Annotated in this window: 15 protein-coding genes; 5 read left to right on the top strand and 10 right to left on the bottom strand. The window is 60.5% G+C overall.

The window, feature by feature from the left end:
- Nucleotides 1-22: 22 nt before the first annotated feature.
- From ACTJKS_RS10330 to ACTJKS_RS10295, 8 genes are all read right to left on the bottom strand, one after another.
- Nucleotides 23-1,945 (bottom strand): PrkA family serine protein kinase, encoded by a 1,923-nt coding sequence (locus ACTJKS_RS10330; RefSeq protein ID WP_003228848.1) that lies wholly within the window; start codon nt 1,943-1,945, stop codon nt 23-25.
- A 294-nt stretch (nt 1,946-2,239) separates the two neighbouring features.
- Nucleotides 2,240-2,569, bottom strand: coding sequence for a thiosulfate sulfurtransferase GlpE (gene glpE / locus ACTJKS_RS10325; protein WP_041070058.1), 330 nt, complete (start codon nt 2,567-2,569; stop codon nt 2,240-2,242).
- Nucleotides 2,570-2,602: 33 nt separating this feature from the next.
- Nucleotides 2,603-3,484, bottom strand: a complete 882-nt coding sequence (locus ACTJKS_RS10320) for a symmetrical bis(5'-nucleosyl)-tetraphosphatase (protein ID WP_108183986.1) — start codon at nt 3,482-3,484, stop codon at nt 2,603-2,605.
- Nucleotides 3,484-3,864 carry a Co2+/Mg2+ efflux protein ApaG gene (gene apaG, locus ACTJKS_RS10315; protein ID WP_108183985.1) on the bottom strand — a complete coding sequence of 127 codons (381 nt, stop codon included), beginning with the start codon at nt 3,862-3,864 and terminating at the stop codon, nt 3,484-3,486. The genes ACTJKS_RS10320 and apaG overlap by 1 nt, the downstream gene beginning before the upstream one ends.
- 114 nt (nt 3,865-3,978) lie before the next feature.
- Nucleotides 3,979-4,797: a 16S rRNA (adenine(1518)-N(6)/adenine(1519)-N(6))-dimethyltransferase RsmA gene (gene rsmA / locus ACTJKS_RS10310; protein ID WP_108183984.1), complete on the bottom strand. Its 819-nt coding sequence runs from the start codon at nt 4,795-4,797 to the stop codon at nt 3,979-3,981.
- The gene (pdxA, locus tag ACTJKS_RS10305) at nt 4,794-5,783 is read right to left on the bottom strand and encodes a 4-hydroxythreonine-4-phosphate dehydrogenase PdxA (protein ID WP_108183983.1); all 990 of its coding nucleotides are present in this window, start codon (nt 5,781-5,783) and stop codon (nt 4,794-4,796) included. The genes rsmA and pdxA overlap by 4 nt, the downstream gene beginning before the upstream one ends.
- Nucleotides 5,780-7,096: a peptidylprolyl isomerase SurA gene (surA, locus tag ACTJKS_RS10300; protein ID WP_108183982.1), complete on the bottom strand. Its 1,317-nt coding sequence runs from the start codon at nt 7,094-7,096 to the stop codon at nt 5,780-5,782. Before surA ends, pdxA begins: the two co-directional genes overlap by 4 nt.
- Nucleotides 7,077-9,872 carry an LPS-assembly protein LptD gene (locus ACTJKS_RS10295; protein ID WP_108183981.1) on the bottom strand — a complete coding sequence of 932 codons (2,796 nt, stop codon included), beginning with the start codon at nt 9,870-9,872 and terminating at the stop codon, nt 7,077-7,079. Before ACTJKS_RS10295 ends, surA begins: the two co-directional genes overlap by 20 nt.
- Nucleotides 9,873-10,002: 130 nt before the next feature.
- Here ACTJKS_RS10295 and ACTJKS_RS10290 point away from each other — a divergent pair, with 130 nt between their 5' ends.
- From ACTJKS_RS10290 to ACTJKS_RS10280, 3 genes are read left to right on the top strand one after another with little or no spacing between them, the layout of a single operon-like run.
- Nucleotides 10,003-11,022, top strand: a complete 1,020-nt coding sequence (locus tag ACTJKS_RS10290; RefSeq protein ID WP_108183980.1) for an aminoglycoside phosphotransferase family protein — start codon at nt 10,003-10,005, stop codon at nt 11,020-11,022.
- Nucleotides 11,019-11,690 carry an N-acetylmuramate alpha-1-phosphate uridylyltransferase MurU gene (murU, locus tag ACTJKS_RS10285; RefSeq protein ID WP_108183979.1) on the top strand — a complete coding sequence of 224 codons (672 nt, stop codon included), beginning with the start codon at nt 11,019-11,021 and terminating at the stop codon, nt 11,688-11,690. The genes ACTJKS_RS10290 and murU overlap by 4 nt, the downstream gene beginning before the upstream one ends.
- A gap of 1 nt (nt 11,691) precedes the next feature.
- On the top strand, nt 11,692-12,459 hold the full coding sequence (locus ACTJKS_RS10280; protein WP_108183978.1) for a TerB family tellurite resistance protein: 768 nt from the start codon (nt 11,692-11,694) through the stop codon (nt 12,457-12,459).
- Nucleotides 12,460-12,560: 101 nt separating this feature from the next.
- Here the strand turns inward: ACTJKS_RS10280 and ACTJKS_RS10275 are convergent, their stop codons facing one another.
- On the bottom strand, nt 12,561-13,550 hold the full coding sequence (locus ACTJKS_RS10275) for an alpha/beta hydrolase family protein (RefSeq protein ID WP_041070089.1): 990 nt from the start codon (nt 13,548-13,550) through the stop codon (nt 12,561-12,563).
- A gap of 74 nt (nt 13,551-13,624) precedes the next feature.
- Between ACTJKS_RS10275 and ACTJKS_RS10270 the strand changes: the two genes are divergently transcribed.
- Nucleotides 13,625-16,021, top strand: coding sequence for a PAS domain-containing sensor histidine kinase (locus tag ACTJKS_RS10270; RefSeq protein ID WP_108183977.1), 2,397 nt, complete (start codon nt 13,625-13,627; stop codon nt 16,019-16,021).
- 85 nt (nt 16,022-16,106) lie between these two features.
- Nucleotides 16,107-16,736, top strand: coding sequence for a response regulator (locus tag ACTJKS_RS10265; RefSeq protein WP_003228820.1), 630 nt, complete (start codon nt 16,107-16,109; stop codon nt 16,734-16,736).
- Nucleotides 16,737-16,772: 36 nt separating this feature from the next.
- Here ACTJKS_RS10265 and ACTJKS_RS10260 read toward each other — a convergent pair.
- Nucleotides 16,773-17,348 (bottom strand): transposase (locus ACTJKS_RS10260; protein WP_440828800.1); only part of this gene is annotated, 576 nt, incomplete at its 5' end.

The raw sequence follows: 17,348 nt of genomic DNA, 5'->3' as shown, positions 1-17,348 counted from the left end.
AACCGGTCTGACCGGCCGCGGTTTACTGTGACTTTCTGACCCGCAGGTACCACTCGGACAGCAGTCGTACCTGTTTGTCGGTGTAGCCGCGTTCGACCATTCGAGTAACGAAGTCGTTGTGTTTCTGTTGATCCTCTTTGCTGGCCTTGGCATTGAAGCTGATGACTGGCAGCAGGTCTTCGGTGTTGGAGAACATTTTCTTCTCGATGACCACCCGCAGTTTTTCGTAGCTGAGCCAGGTCGGGTTTTTGCCGTTGTTGTTGGCTCGGGCGCGCAACACGAAGTTGACGATCTCGTTGCGGAAATCCTTCGGATTGCTGATGCCGGCCGGTTTCTCGATTTTCTCCAGTTCTTCGTTCAGGGCGACGCGGTTGAGAATCTCGCCGGTTTCCGGATCGCGGTATTCCTGATCCTGAATCCAGAAGTCCGCATACAGCACGTAGCGGTCGAAGATGTTTTGCCCGTACTCGCTGTAAGACTCCAGGTAAGCGGTCTGGATCTCCTTGCCGATGAATTCGATATAACGCGGCGCCAGGTACTCCTTGAGGTAGCGCAGGTAGCGTTCGCGGGTTTCAGCCTGGAACTGTTCCTGTTCGATCTGCTGCTCCAGCACATACAACAGGTGCACCGGGTTGGCGGCGATTTCATGCGGATCGAAGTTGAACACTTTGGACAGGATCTTGAAGGCAAAGCGGGTCGACAGACCGTTCATGCCTTCGTCGACGCCCGCCGAATCGCGGTATTCCTGGATCGACTTGGCCTTCGGATCGGTGTCCTTGAGGTTTTCCCCGTCGTAGACGCGCATCTTCGAATAGATGTTGGAGTTTTCCGGCTCCTTGAGGCGCGACAGCACAGTGAACTGCGCCAGCATCTTCAGGGTGTCCGGCGCGCAGTGAGCCTTGGCCAGCGAACTGTTGAACAGCAACTTGTCGTAGATCTTCACTTCGTCACTGACCCGCAGGCAGTACGGCACTTTGACGATATAGATCCGGTCGATGAAGGCTTCGTTGTTCTTGTTGTTGCGGAAGGTGTGCCATTCCGATTCGTTGGAGTGGGCGAGCAGGATCCCGGTGAACGGAATCGCACCGAGGCCTTCGGTACTGTTGTAGTTGCCTTCCTGGGTGGCGGTCAGCAATGGGTGCAGCACCTTGATCGGTGCCTTGAACATTTCGACGAATTCCATCAGGCCCTGGTTGGCCCGGCACAGCGCGCCGGAGTAGCTGTAGGCGTCGGCGTCGTTCTGTGGGTATTCCTCGAGTTTGCGGATGTCGACCTTGCCCACCAGCGCGGAGATGTCCTGGTTGTTCTCGTCGCCCGGTTCGGTCTTGGCCACGGCGATCTGATTGAGGATCGACGGGTACAGCTTGACCACGCGGAACTGGCTGATGTCGCCGCCAAATTCAGCCAGGCGTTTGGTCGCCCATGGCGACATGATGGTGTTCAGGTAGCGCCGTGGGATGCCGAAGTCTTCCTCGAGGATCGCGCCATCTTCGGTGGCGTTGAACAGACCCAGAGGCGATTCGAATACCGGCGAGCCCTTGATCGCGTAGAAGGGCACTTTTTCCATCAGCTGTTTCAGCTTCTCGGCCAGGGACGATTTACCGCCACCGACGGGGCCGAGCAGGTAGAGAATCTGTTTCTTCTCTTCCAGGCCTTGGGCGGCATGGCGGAAATACGAGACGATCTGGTCGATGCATTCTTCCATCCCGTGGAAGTCTTCAAAGGCCGGATAGCGACGAATCACCTTGTTGGAGAAGATCCGCGACAGCCGCGAGTTGGTCGACGTATCGAGCAGCTCGGGTTCGCCAATAGCCATCAGTAGACGCTCGGCGGCGGAAACGTAAGCGCTGCGATCCTTTTTGCACAGCTCCAGGTACTCCTGCAGCGAGAGTTCTTCCTGGCGTGTGGACTCGAAGCGTTGTTGGAAGTGGCTAAAGATACTCATGACGTCACCTCGCTCGATACGTGGAGCCGACGCCGGATCACTCAGTCGATGCTGGCAAGCAGCCGTGGTGGCCGCTTGTTTACCCCCCAGAACACTTTCGCGGTCGACAACCTTGAAAGTCACTCCCGATGACCCGTGCGCCGGTGTACCGGCTCTCCCCTGTTTTGGATGGCCTGCGCTTAAGGATAGTTGGGAATTCGAGAGGTAAAGGCGAGATACGTAATTAGTTGTGGCAGACCGTTCGTCTGTCACGCGCAGGCCCGCGTGAGCCGGGGCCTGCGCGTGACAAAAAAATTATTCGGCGCCGCCTTGCGCGGTTTCCGCAGGATAAGTCGTACGCCACAGCTCGAAGCCGCCGTCCATGCTGTAGACGTCGGAGAAGCCCTGGCTGATCAGGTAAGCCGCAGCGTTCTGGCTGGAGTTGCCGTGATAACAGACCACCACCAACGGTGCGTCGAGATCGGCGTTACGGATGAATTCCGAGATCGAGTGGTTATCCAGATGGGTCGAGCCGGCGATGTGCAGCGCGGCATAGGTTTGCGGGTCGCGGATGTCGACCACCACTGCGCCTTGTTCACGCAGGGCCTGGGCCTGTTCCGGGGGGATTCGTTTGAATTCGCTCATGGCGGGTTCCTGTAGCTCGGCAGAATGCGCAGTCTAACGCGGGACGCTGACTGGCGACGTTTCGGGGATAAGTGGGGCGACGGTCGGGGCAAGCCCGCCGTGCTCATCGCATTTGCACGACACGCGCTCGCCGCTGTCGACGTTCATCAGGGTCAGGCTGCCGCCCCAGACACAACCGGTGTCCAGTGCCGAGACGCCCGGTTCGCGGACATCGCCTTCCAGTGCGGCCCAGTGGCCGAAAATGATCCGCAGGCCACGGGTTTTACGCTCCTTGTGCTGGAACCATGGCTTGTAGCCGGGCGGGGCAGTATCCAGGCCTTCCTTGCTTTTAAGATCGAGCTTGCCGTCGGCGGTGCAGAAGCGCATGCGGGTGAAATAGTTGGTGATCACGCGCAAACGGGTCACGCCGGTGAGATCACTGTCCCACTTCGCCGGCTCGTTGCCGTACATGCCATCGAGGTACAACGGAAACAGGTTGTCGTCACGCAGCGCGGCTTCGGCTTCGGCGGCGTACTTCAAGGCCTTGCGCAACGACCACTGCGGGGGGATGCCCGCGTGCACCATGGCGACTTCGCGTTGTTCGTCGTAGTGCATGAGTTTCTGTTGGCGCAGCCATTCGAGCAGGTCAGCCGCATCGGGGGCTTCGAGAATCTCGCGCAGGGTGTCGGATTTCTTCAGGCGCTCGATATTGTTGGCGGCGGCGAGCAGATGCAGATCGTGGTTGCCGAGTACGCAAACCAGTGAGTCGCGCATGCCGTAGAGAAACCGCAGGGTTTCCAGCGATTGAGGACCACGGTTGACCAGATCGCCGACCAGCCACAGCCGATCAAGCCCGGGGTCGAACGCGACTTGCTTGAGCAGGCATTTGAGCGGTGCAAGGCAGCCTTGCAGGTCGCCGACGGCGTACGTCGTCATCAGTGCAGGGCTCCAGGCACGGCGAGGCGGAAAGGCTTGATGATCGCGTCGAAATGCTTGCCATCGTCGGCGACCATTTCGTAGGTGCCCTGCATGGTGCCGACCTTGGTGGTCATCACTGTGCCGCTGCTGTAGGTGTGGCTTTTGCCGACCTCGATCAGCGGTTGCTGGCCGACAACGCCGGCGCCGCGAACCTCTTCGACATGCCCGTCACCGTCGGTAATCACCCAATGTCGTGACATCAGCTGGGCAGGGCGCTCGCCATTGTTCTGCACGGTGATGGTGTAGGCGAAGGCGAAGCGGTGGTGCTCGGGTTGCGATTGGTCTGCCAGGTAGCGGGTAACGACACTGACATCGACCTGATAACGAGGATCGGACATGCAAAAGGGCCTTAAGCAAAGCGGAACGCGAGGCGTAGCTGATGGGGAATCAGTCTAGGCAAGTATCGGGCAGTAAACCAGAGTGGCGTCCTGCCCGATAGCGTTCATCGCCGGTCAGTCGGCGGCGGGGGCGGCAGCAACCTGCTCGGCGAGCTTGTCGGCCAGGCGCACGAATGCGGCCAGGTCCAGTTGTTCGGGACGCAGGCTGCCATCGACGCCGGCGGCTTCGATCTCGGCGGCGGTCATCAATTGCTTGAGGGTGTTGCGCAGGGTCTTGCGACGCTGGTTGAAGGCTTCGCGAACGACGCGCTCCAGCAGGCGATGATCCTTGGCCGGGTGCGGCAGCACCGCGTGCGGCACCAGACGGACGATGGCCGAGTCGACCTTCGGCGGCGGATTGAACGCGCCCGGGCCGACGTTGAACAGGTGTTCCACGCGGCAGTGGTACTGAACCATGATCGACAGACGACCCCAGTCGCCGCCGCCCGGGCCTGCGGCCAGACGCTCGACCACTTCCTTCTGCAGCATGAAGTGCATGTCGCGAATGATGCCGGCGTTGTTCAGCAGATGGAAAATCAGCGGCGTGGAAATGTTGTAAGGCAGGTTGCCCACCACACGCAGACTGTTCGGCGCGGCGTTGAGGCTGTTGAAGTCGAACTTCAGCGCATCGCCCTGATGCAGGTTGAAGTTGCTCTTGCCGGCGAACTGCTGGTTGAGAATCGGGATCAGGTCCTTGTCCAGTTCCACCACGTCGAGTTGCGCGCCGGAGTTGAGGATGCCGGCGGTCAGTGCGCCCTGGCCCGGGCCGATTTCCAGCATGCGGTCGTCAGGCTTGGCGCTGATGGAGCGCAGGATGCGGTCGATGACGCCGGCATCGTGCAGGAAGTTCTGGCCAAAGCGTTTGCGCGCCTTGTGTTGGTATTGCTCGGTCATAAACGGGTCTCGGCCATCTGGTAGGCGGTTTCCAGGGCGACCTGCAGGCTGCCGGTGTCGATCTTGCCGCTGCCGGCCAGATCCAGGGCAGTGCCGTGGTCGACCGACGTGCGGATGATCGGCAGGCCGAGGGTCACGTTGACCGCCGCGCCGAAGCCTTTGTACTTCAGCACGGGCAGGCCCTGGTCGTGGTACATCGCCAGCACTGCGTCGCAGTGCTCCAGATATTTGGGGGTAAACAGAGTGTCGGCAGGCAGCGGGCCACGGAGGTCCATGCCCTCGCCGCGCAGGCGCTCCAATGTCGGTTCGATGATGTCGATTTCTTCATGGCCCAGGTGTCCGCCTTCACCGGCGTGCGGGTTGAGTCCGCAGACCAGAATGCGTGGCCGGGCGATGCCGAATTTGTCTTGCAGGTCGGCGTGCAGAATTCGCGTGACCCGCTCCAGCCGCTCCGGGGTGATTGCATCGGCAATCTCGCGCAGGGGCAGGTGAGTGGTCACCAGGGCCACGCGCAAACCGCGAGTAGCGAGCATCATCACCACTTGGGCGGTGTGGGTCAGGTCGGCCAGGAATTCCGTGTGTCCGGAGAACGGGATACCGGATTCGTTGATCACGCCCTTGTGTACCGGAGCGGTGATCATTCCGGCGAAGTCGCCGTTCAGGCAACCGTTGCCGGCACGGGTCAGGGTTTCGAGGACGAAGGCGGCGTTAGCCTTGTTCAGTTGTCCAGCGAACACGGGAGTGCTGAGTGGAGTGTCCCAGACATACAGGCTACCAGCGGGGGCTGGAACAGCCGGCCAGTTGTCAGGCGCAACCTCAAGCAAAGTGACGGCCAGCCCCAACTGCGCTGCCCGCTCGGTGAGCAGGTCGCGGCTGGTGATGGCAATCAGGGGATGTGGCTGGGCTTGCGAGGCGAGCAGCAGGCACAGGTCGGGACCGATGCCGGCTGGTTCGCCGGGTGTCAGCGCGAAACGCTTGGGTTTCACTGCGCTGCCTGGTCTGCACCAGGGAGTTTGATTTCTACGTAGGCTTCTTCACGAATCTGACGCAGCCAGTTTTGCAGCTCTTCATCGTATTTTTTGTTACGCAGAACATTCATTGCCTGTTGCTCGCGTGCCGATTCGGTGCTGTCGGTGGCGCGGCGGCCAAGGACTTCCAGCACGTGCCAGCCGTACTGGGTCTGGAACGGCTTGGACAGCTGACCCTGTGGGGTCTTGGCCATCACTTCGCGGAATTCCGGTACCAGTGCGTTCGGGTCAATCCAGTTCAGGTCGCCGCCGTTGAGCGCCGAGCCCGGGTCTTCGGAGTAGTTCTTCGCCAGTTCAGCGAAGTCTTCACCGGCGAGGATGCGCTCGTACAGCGATTGCACCAGGGCTTTGGTCTTGGCTTCGTCGCGGATCGGGCTTGGCTTGACCAGAATGTGGCGCACATGCACCTCATCACGCATCTGGGTTTCGCCACCCCGTTTGGCCAGCAGCTTGAGAATGATGAAACCACTCGGCGTGCGGGCAGGCTGAGTGATGTCGCCCACCGCCATGCTGCTCAACTCGCGGTCGAACGGCGGTGGCAGTTGCGCGGCTTTACGCCAGCCCATGTCGCCGCCTTCCAGCGCGTTGTCGCTGCCGGATTTGGCCACGGCCATCTGACCGAAGTCAGCGCCTTGCTTGAGTTGCTGGTAAACGTCCATCGCCTGACGGTAAGCGCTCTGAATCGCTTCAGAACTGGCGCTTTCCGGCGTCGGGATCAGGATGTTGGCCAGGTGCAGTTCTTCGGACAGTTGCATTTTGCCCAGGTCGGAAGCGAGGAAGTTCTTCACTTCCTGCTCGGAGACCTGAATGCGTTCTGCCACGCGGCGCTGACGCACACGGCTGATGATCATCTCGCGCTTGATCTGGTCACGGGCGTCGTCATAGGACAAACCGTCGTGAGCCAGGGCGGCGCGGAATTGATCCACGGTCATGTTGTTGCGCTGGGCGATGGTGCCGACTGCCTGGTTCAGCTCTTCGTCGGTAATGCGGATGCCGGAACGCTCGCCGATCTGCAGTTGCAGGTTTTCGACGATCAGGCGCTCGAGCACCTGCTGATCCAGCACGCCCGGAGGCGGCATGCCGCCGCCACGCTTGGCGATGGTCTGCTGAACTTCATGGACACGCTGGTCCAGCTGGCTCTGCATGACCACGTCGTTATCAACGATCGCAACCACTTTATCGATGGACTGTACTGCGGCGTTGGCCGCAGTACCCAGGAACAGCGCGCCCAGCAACAGCGGGCGCAGAGAATCAGAAAGCTTGGTCTTCACGTTGACGATAACCTTGGATGCCTTTGTCGAGGAAGCTCTCTACCTTGGCGCCAGTCAGGCCGCCGAGTCCCTTCAGAACAATTTGGAGGAAGACGCCGTGGTCGCCTTTTTCGTTTTGCGGAGCTTCCTGACTGAATTCGTCGTAGGAAACCCAGTAACGGTTGATCAGGCGCAGTTTCCAGCAGCAGTTGTCGTACTCGAAACCACCAAAGGCTTCCAGCGTACGGTTGCGGTTGTAGTCGTACTGCCAGCGGCTGATCGCGCTCCATTGTGGAACGATCGGCCAGATGACCGAGAAGTCATGCTGCTGGATCTTGTAGTAGTCCTTCACGTAGCCAGCCTGGCCCGGAGTGCCGTAGTCGCCACCCGTCTGCCATTTACCCGTGGTCTGGTCGTAACGGATCTGGTCGTTACGATAGCGATAACCGACGTTGACCACCTTGTTCGGGTTGTCTTCAGGCTGGTAGTGGAACATCGCGCTGCCGGAGCGTGGGCTGCGGCTGTCCGGGTCCCAGTTGTAATCGGCCGTGGTGCGCCAGTCGCGGTTCCAGCGGTATTCGTATTCCAGCGCGTATGGCGATACGTCGGACTGGGCATCCTTGCGATCCTTGAACACAATGCCTGGCAGTTGGACTTCACGATCCTTGAAGTAGTAAGCCTGACCGACGCTGATACGTTGACGCTCGAATCCATCGTCTTCGATCCAGCGGCTGGTTACACCCAGCGAAAGTTTGTTCTCGTCACCGACACGGTCGGAACCGGAGAAGCGGTTGTCGCGGAACAGCGACGCGTAGTTGAAGGTGTATTCGCTGGTGTCGAATACTGGAATGTCCTTCTGGTCTTTCTCAGGTACATAGAGGTAGAACAGGCGAGGTTCCAGCGTTTGGCGATAATTTTTGCCGAAGAACGACGTATTGCGGTCGAAGTACAAGCCACTGTCGATGCTCGCGATCGGTACACCGCGGTTCTGCGAACTGCTGAACGATTCGCCGAGAGCGGAGGCGTCGTTACGGTTTGTCACCAGATCATTTTTGCCCTGGCCATCAAGATCGAGATCGTACTGAGTGTATTGATACTTGAGCGATGGCTTCAGGAAACCATAGGTCCAGTTCATTGGCAGACTGACACCTGGCTTCAGGTTCAAGCGTGTGCCATTGGCGCGGGCCAACCCGGAAACGTTTGTGTCGAGTCGATCCGACAGATTGCCGTTTTCATCAGAGAACTGGCCCGTTTTCAGATCACGATCAAACCGCACAAGCTCGGTCTCGTAATCGAAGTTCAAACCTTCCGGGTGATACGGCAGCTGACCGTTGAAGGTGATCTGTGGCAGACGACCGTAAGGCGTGATGTTCGAAACGGTCGCGAGTTGGTACTGCTGAGCGTTCAACATGGCGGTATACGAGTCGCCACGATAGGTCACCGAACCCTGCTGGTTCACGAAGTCAGCGCTCTTCACACCGATCTGATCGGTGGTCAGGTCCTGGAAGTAGTACGGGTCGCTGATCTTGGTGTAGTCAACCTGAGTCATCACACGGGAGTCGAGACCGCCCTTGTGCTGCCAGTTGTACATGTAGCGATTTTTTTCGTAATCGGTCTGTTTGCTGCGATCGGTATCTTCGTCGTTCAGATACGCCGCACCGAACTGGCCTTCGCTGGACTTGGTCAGGTAACGGAACTCGCCTTCGACCAGCATGCCGCGCTTGCTCATGTAACGCGGGTACAACGTGGCGTCGTAGTTCGGTGCCAGGTTGAAGTAGTACGGGGTGACCAGCATGAAGCCGGTATCGCTGCCGGTGCCGATGGTCGGCGGCAGGAAACCCGATTGGCGACGGTCGTCGATCGGGAAGTAGATGTACGGCGTGTACAGGATCGGAATGTCCTTGACCCGCAGTGTCACGTTGGTCGCGGTACCGAAGCCGGTGGCAGGGTTCAGGGTGATGTTGTTGCCCTTGAGCTGCCAGGCGTTGCTGTTCGGTTCGCACGTGGTGTACGTGCCGTCCTTCAAGCGGATGATCGCGTTCTCGGCACGCTTGGCGTATAGCGCGTTACCGCGGATGCGCGATTTGTGCATCACGTATTCGGCGTTGTCGACCTTGGCTTCACCGGTGTCGAGCTGCACATCGGCGTGGTCGCCGACGATCAGTGCACCGTTGTCGCGAATGCGCACGTCGCCATTGAGTTCGGCACGGCTCTCGGCCTGATACAGGCTGGCCTCGTCGGACTCGACCTGCATGCTGCCCTGACGCAGGACCACGTCGCCGGCCAGCGTACCCACCTGATCTTCGGTGTTGTAGCGCGAGGCCTTGGCGCCGATAAAGGTCGGTGCGTCACTTTTATTCGTCTTGTCATTCATGCCAGGACGAATCGGTTCGATATAGGAACCAGAGCAGTAAGGACCGGTCTCGGCCAATTGGGCGGCGGTGAGCTTCTCGCGCGGAACCCAGTCGAGGTGACTGTAGTCTTCGCTACGGGATTTCAGGCCGCGGCCCTTGGCTTCGGTGACCAGCACAGGCTTGGCGCCGCTGTCGGCAGTCGAACCGTTCTGGGCCGGGGCTTCGCCGGTGGCGCTGACAGCGCTGCCGTCATGCACCGGACGCGGCGGCAATGCCGCTGCCGGCGTCTTGGGCGCACAGGCCCAGCCACCCGTTGCCGAGACGGCGCAGTCATACTGCTCGGCGGCAACAACGAATTGACTGGCCAGAGGTTGCATAGCCAGCAGACTGCCGGTTACCAACAACGGAAATTTTTTACGAAACGCGGGGGATTTCAATGCCATCTTATTAGTCCGGGCTTCCTGCGTGCCATCTGCCCGCGGTGTGGGCCGCACGCCTCTCGATGGTCTGAAAAAGATGCTGGATAATAAAGCATGACCCGCTTGACGGCTAGCGCCGTCGGAGACCCTTGCAATGCCTGACCAAGATGTACGCTTGCAACACCTGAAAGTTTGGCTCGATGAGCAGTTGGCAATCCTGTTTGCAGATCAGGGCTGGGGCGCCGTGCCCCCGGCCACGTTGACCGCGGCCAGCAGCGACGCGAGTTTCCGCCGGTATTTCCGTTGGGAAGGCGCGGGCCGCAGTTTCGTCGTGATGGACGCGCCACCGCCCCAGGAAAACTGCAAACCGTTCGTGGATATCGCCTTTTTGCTGGCGAAATCCGGAATTAACGTGCCGAAAATTTATGCAGAAGACCTCGAACGCGGATTTCTTTTGCTCAATGACCTGGGCAACAAGACCTATCTCGACGTAATCGACGGCGAAAATGCCGATGCTTTGTTCAGCGATGCCTTGCAGGCACTGTTGGCTTTTCAGCAACTGCCGATGGTTGCACCGCTGCCGAGCTACGACGTCGCGCTGCTGCGCCGTGAGCTGGAATTGTTCCCCGAGTGGTACGTGAAACGCGAGCTCGGCATCGAGTTCGACGCGGCACAGCAGCAACAATGGCAGTCCATCAGCGAACTGCTGATCGACAGCGCACTGGCCCAGCCGAAAGTCCTGGTGCACCGCGACTACATGCCGCGCAACCTGATGCTCAGCGAGCCGAATCCCGGCGTGCTGGACTTTCAGGATGCGGTCTACGGCCCGGTCACCTACGACATCACCTGCCTGTTCAAGGACGCCTTCCTCAGTTGGCCTGAAGAGCGCGTGCGTGGCTGGCTGGAAAGTTACTGGCAGCAAGCCTCGGCGCTGGACATCCCGGTGCAGGCCGACTTCGAAGACTTCCTGCGTGCCAGCGACCTGATGGGCGTACAACGCCACCTGAAAGTCATCGGCATCTTCGCCCGCATCTGCCATCGCGATGGCAAGCCGCGCTACCTGGCCGATGTGCCGCGTTTCTTCGCCTATATAGAAGCGGTGATTGCACGTCGTCCTGAACTGGCGGATCTGCAGGCATTGCTCGCCAGTCTGCGTGGCGGAGTGGCCGCATGAAGGCGATGATTCTGGCGGCAGGCAAGGGCGAGCGCATGCGCCCGCTGACCCTGAGCACCCCGAAACCGCTGGTGCGTGCCGGCGGCGTGCCATTGATCGAATACCATCTGCGCGCACTGGCGGCGGCTGGTTTCAGTGAAATCGTGATCAACCATGCCTGGCTCGGTCAGCAGATCGAGGATTACCTGGGCGACGGTTCGCAGTTTGGCGTGAGCATCCAGTACTCGCCGGAAGGCGAGCCGCTGGAAACCGGCGGCGGGATTTTCCGTGCTTTGCCGTTGCTCGGTGACGACGCCTTTTTGGTGGTCAACGGCGATATCTGGACCGACTACGACTTCAGCGTACTGCACCAACCGATCAACGGTCTGGCGCATCTGGTGCTGGCGGACAACCCGGCCCACCACCCGCAAGGCGATTTCACCTTGACCAACGGTCAGGTGATCGATGGCCAACCGAACGCGGCGACCCTGACCTACAGCGGCATCGCCGTCCTGCATCCGCAGTTGTTCGATGGTTGCGCGGACGGCGCATTCAAGCTTGCACCGTTGCTTCGCAAAGCCATGGCAGACGGGCAGGTCAGCGGTGAACGTCTGAAAGGGCATTGGGTGGATGTCGGCACGCATGAGCGTCTGGCCGAAGCCGAAGCATTGATAGAAGCGAGTCGTTGATATGTTGTGGCCAGGGACTCTGATTGGAGCCGGAGCGGGTTTTGCGATCGCCAGCATTCCGGGGGCCATGCTTGGGGCATTGTTGGGGCAGGCGCTGGATCGGCGCCTGCACTTGCAGAGCTGGGGGCATCTGCGGGAAAAGCTCGGCGGACGGCCGATGTTGCGCAACGACGAATTGTTGTTCGTGTTGCTCGGGCGTCTGGCCAAGAGTGACGGACGGGTGACGGACGGCCATATCCAGCAGGCGCGCAATGAAATGAACGCGCTGGAAATGAGCGAGCCGGCGCGGCGGCGGGCGATTGCGGCGTTCAATCGTGGTAAGTCCGGCGGTGATCGCCTGCGCGGTTATCTGCGGCGCCTGAGTGCTCAGCCGCATGCCGCCGAAGGCGTGTTGCGCGCCTGCTGGCGGATGGTCTGGGCCGACGGTCGCGCGGGCGTCAGTGAGCGTGAATTGTTGGCGCAGTGGGGCAAGTGGCTGGGTTGGACGACGCACCAGATCCAGGCGCTGGCCAATGATTACGAGCCGAATAAACGGCCGATTGTCAGTGCGGCGGTGAGTTATCAGGAAGCGATGCGCCTGCTCGGCGTGTCGGCGACCAGCGAGCCGGCACAGATCAAGCGCGCCTACCGACGTCTGCTCAGTCGTCATCACCCGGACAAGATCGCTGGCAGCGGTGCGACGCCTGAGCAGGTGCGCGATGCGACCGAGAAAACCCGTGAGCTGCACAACGCGTTTACCCTGATTCGGGCGCGGCGGGATTTTCGCTAGCGATCAAAAGAGCAAAAGATCGCAGCCTGCGGCAGCTCCTACAGGAAAGGCATTCCGAGGTAGGAGCTGCCGCAGGCTGCGATCTTTTGCTTTTGTTTCTATCAGTCAGTCTTTTGCGGGTTCAACCAGCCACGCACCCGCCGAAACAGCTGTTCCTGCTCAGCCTTTTTGTCCGGCAACGCCTTGAGCGCCACCTGGCTGAACGCCGAAGTCTTCAGGCGCTTGCTGGCCTGCATGCGCTCCAGTGCCGCGTTGCGATCCAGCGCCTTGTCCATGTAGAAAATATCCGCCGTCGGCAACTTCAGGGTCGGCGTCAGCTCGGCCAATTGTGGCTTGGCCTTGCTCGGCGTTTGCGCATCGACCATCAGTAGTTTCTCGACTTGAGCAGTCTGCCGCTCGCTGAGGAAGCGTGCGGCCCAGTAGGCACCTGTGCCGTGACCGAGGACCACGACCCGGCGTGCGCTTTGTTGCTCGGCGTAGGCAATGGCCGCGTCGATCCGCGCAAAGATTCGCTCGGCATCGGCCTTGGATTGTTCTTCAGTCGTTTCGGCCACGACCTGATCCGCCACGTCCGCTTCGCCGCCCGCGGCCTGTTCGATCGGTTGCGCGGTGGTGGCATCCTTGCTGCCACTTTCCGCGGCTTTCGGCGCGGCGGCGGGCGCAATCACGCGTGGAGCGATGACATCGCTTTGCAGATCCGGCAGGGTGATACTCAGGCTGCTCCACTCGACATCGGGCAATTTGTTGCGCAGCGGGCCGATCACTTGCGGCCAGTCAGCGGTTTCGCCGGCGCCAGGGACAATAATCACTGCACCTTTGGGTTCGGCAGTGTTGGCCGGTTTCCACAGGGCGAGGAAAGTGTCGGCGCCGGCCTGCAGTTGCTGCTGTTCTTGTGCCGGGACTTTGCGTTCGAGTGCTGCGGCTTCTTCCTGACTACGCTCAAGCAGTGGCTGGCGTTCGGCGGGTTTTTCGGCGGCCGGTTGCTCGACGGAGGAGGCGGGCGCCGGATCGGCGGCTTCGACGGAAAACGCACAAGGCAGGATCAGCGACAGGCACAATGCTGGCATTGCCAGGCGATAGACAGAGGGCATCGGTTATTCCAGGCCAGAAAAGTATCCCGGCAGCCTAATGGGTTGGTCAGAATTTGTCAGTGTACGAGACTTCAATGATGCGTTTTTGCTGCCTGTGGGTTATCGGCGGGTTGTGTTTTCCCTTGATGGGCTGGGCGGCGTCTGCGCCGGCGGCGCATGCAGCGCTGTTGACGCCCGCCGAGCAGCAATGGCTGGCGCAGCACCGTGAGTTGCGTGTGGGCCTGGTGCTGCAGGCGCCGTACGCGCAATACGACCGACGTCTGCAGCGCTTGTCCGGGGCCAATGTCGAATTGATGAAGTCACTGGCCAAGACCTTGAACGTCGAGTTGAGCTGGCGCAATTTTCAGGATCTGGCGCAACTGGAGGAGGCCGCCCGCGACGGCGAAATCGACATCGCCCCGGGCCTGACCCAGACCCCGGGTGCACTGCGTCTGTGGCAGTTTTCCGATCCCTACATGCGGGTGCCGCAACTGGTGGTCAGCGACCAGAAGAGCGGCGGCGTGGTCGAGCTGGAAAAACTCGACAGCCTGTCGCGCGTCGCCGTGCGCATGCCCAGCGTGACGGCAGACTATTTGCGCAGCACCTATCCCCATCTGAATCTGCAAGGCGTGCCGCTGGAGCGTCAGGCGCTACAACTGCTGTTGACCCAGCAGGCGTCCTACGCCGTGGTGGATGAAGCGCAACTCGGACGGTTGTCTGCCGAACCTGAGTTCGCCGGGTTGGTGGTGGTCGGCGATATCGGCTTGCCGCAGCTGTTGCGGATTGCCACACGGCGCGACTGGCCGGCGTTGGCCGGCATTGTTGAAAGTGCTCTGCGGGCGATTCCTGCGAAGGATCTGGAACGCCTGCACACGCAATGGCTGCAACCCAAATACCCGCGTCTGTCGGAGTCGCCGGGGTTCTGGCAGAACCTCAGTTTGCTGTTTGCGGTGTTGTTGCTCAGTTGTGTGGCCATTGTGGTCTGGCAACGACGCCAGCAACACAGTCTCGAACACCGCCTGCTGGCCGCCCGGGAAGACATCGCCCTGCGCGCGGCCAGCGAAGAAGCCTTGCGCCTGACCCAGTTTTCCATCGATCAAAGTACTGTCGGCATTCTTTGGGTCAACTGGGACAGCCATGTGCGTTACGCCAACCGCGCGGCGGAAAGCATGCTCGGTTATCCACAGGACGCGTTGATCGAACGGCCGCTGATCGATTTCGAACCCGGTCTGCACATGGACCGCTGGCTCAACCTGTGGAAACGCGCGCGGGCCAGTGAAGAAGGACCGCTGAGCTTTGAAACCAGCTGCGTGCGCGCTGATGGCAGCGTGCTGCCGGCGGACGTTTCGCTGAGTTTTCTGCGCTTTCGCGACAGCGAGTATCTGGTGGTTTATCTCACCGACGTCACCGAGCGTCGCCGCGCGCTGGCCGCGTTACAGGAAAGTGAAGCGCGCCTGCAAGGCATCGCCGCCAACGTACCGGGGCTGGTGTTTCGCCTGGAGCGGGCGCCAGTGACCGGGCAGATCGATTTCGCCTACATCAGCGAGGGCAGCGAGACTCTGGTCGGCTACGCGCCGGCCGCCATTGCGCACCGCGACATGGGCTTGCGCAGCCTGGTGCACCCGGACGACAAGGCCAGTTACCACCAGACCCAGGATCAGGCACTGGACACCGACAGTGACTGGTCGTGGCAGGGCCGCATCCTCACCCGTCAGGGTGAACAGCGCTGGGCCGAGATCAAGGCAATCACCCGCCAGCTGGAAGATGGCGCCTATGTCTGGGATGGCATCGTCTGGGACATCAGCGAAAGCAAGCGCATCGAACTGGAACTGGCGGCGTCCCGCGAGCAGCTGCGTGAGCTGTCGGCGCACCTGGAAAGCGTGCGCGAAGAAGAGAAGGCGCGCATTGCCCGCGAAGTGCACGATGAGCTGGGGCAGATGCTCACGGTGCTGAAACTGGAAACCTCGATGTGCGAGCTGGCCTACGCGCAACTCGATCCGGGCCTGCACGAACGGTTGAACAGCATGAAACGCCTGATCGCCCAGTTGTTCCAGCTGGTGCGCGATGTGGCGACGGCGCTGCGCCCGCCGATCCTCGATGCCGGGATTGCTTCGGCGATCGAATGGCAGGCGCGGCGATTCGAGGCGCGCACGCAGATTCCATGTCTGGTGCAGGTGCCGGACAATCTGCCGGTGCTCAGCGACGCCAAGGCGATCGGGCTGTTCCGCATCCTGCAGGAAGCGCTGACCAATGTGATGCGCCACGCCCAAGCGCATACTGTGGAGCTGACGCTGGCGCTGAAAGGCGACGAGTTGTGTCTGACGGTCAGCGACGATGGCGCAGGCTTTGTCGCGACGGCGCAGCGGCCGACATCCTTTGGCCTGGTCGGCATGCGCGAGCGGGTGTTGATCATGGGCGGGCGGCTGGTGCTTGAGAGTGAGCCGGGTGAGGGCACCAGTCTGAAGGTGTGGGTGCCGGTGAGTGAGGTTTGAAGGTTTGTGGTGTTTGAGCTGACGCTATCGCGAGCAGGCTCGCTCCCACAGGGTTTGGTGTGTACCTGAAATCTGGAGAGAAAATTTGATCCGTGTACTGGTAGCCGAAGACCACACCATCGTCCGGGAAGGCATCAAGCAATTGATCGGCCTGGCCAAGGACCTGCAAGTGGTGGGGGAGGCGAGCAATGGCGAGCAGTTGCTCGAAACCCTGCGCAGTGTGCCGTGCGAGGTGGTGCTGCTGGACATCTCGATGCCTGGCGTCAACGGCCTGGAGGCGATCCCGCGGATTCGCGCGTTGAACAATCCACCGGCGATTCTGGTGTTGTCGATGCACGATGAAGCGCAAATGGCCGCCCGCGCACTGAAGGTCGGCGCTGCTGGCTATGCGACCAAAGACAGTGATCCGGCGTTGCTGCTGACGGCGATTCGCAAGGTCGCGGCGGGTGGGCGCTACATTGACCCGGAGCTGGCCGACCGGATGGTCTTCGAGGTCGGCCTGACCGACACGCGACCGTTGCATTCGCTGCTGTCCGAGCGCGAATTCTCGGTGTTCGAACGCCTGGCCCAAGGCGCCAACGTCAACGACATCGCCCAGCAACTGGCGCTGAGCAGCAAGACCATCAGCACGCACAAGGCGCGGCTGATGCAGAAACTCAACATCACCTCGCTGGCCGAACTGGTCAAATACGCGATGGAACACAAACTCCTCTAAGCACATGGATCCCGTGTGTAGATACCGTCTTGCCCCTCACCGGGCAAGTGCCAATTTCGGGTCAAATGGTTGGCCCGATTTGAGCACTCCGTAGACGAAGTGCAACAACTTGCGCATGGCTGCACAGATGATCTGTTTGGGGGCTTTGCCATTGGCCTTCAAGCGTTCCTTCATGGCGATGATCGCCTCGTTGTGCCTCAGCGCTACCAGGCCTGGCATGTACAGACCCGCCCGAACGCGAGCCGAGCCGACCCTCGAAATAATTGTTCTGCCTTTGAGTTTTCCTGACTCCTGCAGCTTAGGGTTCAACCCTGCAGCAGCGACCAGTTTGCGAGGGTCGTCGTATTTGCGCAGGTCGCCCAGCTCGGCCAGCAGCCGCTCAAGGGTTTTCTGCCCGATACCGTCGATGGTCACGATCAAGTCGCGCATCTGGCGCATGTCCGGATCATCATCGATGTGTTTCTTGATCGCTTTGTGCGTTTCAGCGATCTCTTTTTCGATGTGGCGCAGAACGGAGTTGATCGAGTCTTTGACCTTTTCGTCGGACACATCCAGACGATTGAGCTCCATCTGCTCCATTTCCTGAAGATCATCCAATCGACGCACCATCGC

The organism is Pseudomonas sp. 22189 (assembly GCF_052045635.1).
GTDB classification, from domain to species: Bacteria; Pseudomonadota; Gammaproteobacteria; order Pseudomonadales; family Pseudomonadaceae; genus Aquipseudomonas; species Aquipseudomonas parakoreensis.
This window is presented reverse-complemented; position numbering and strand designations above follow the sequence as displayed.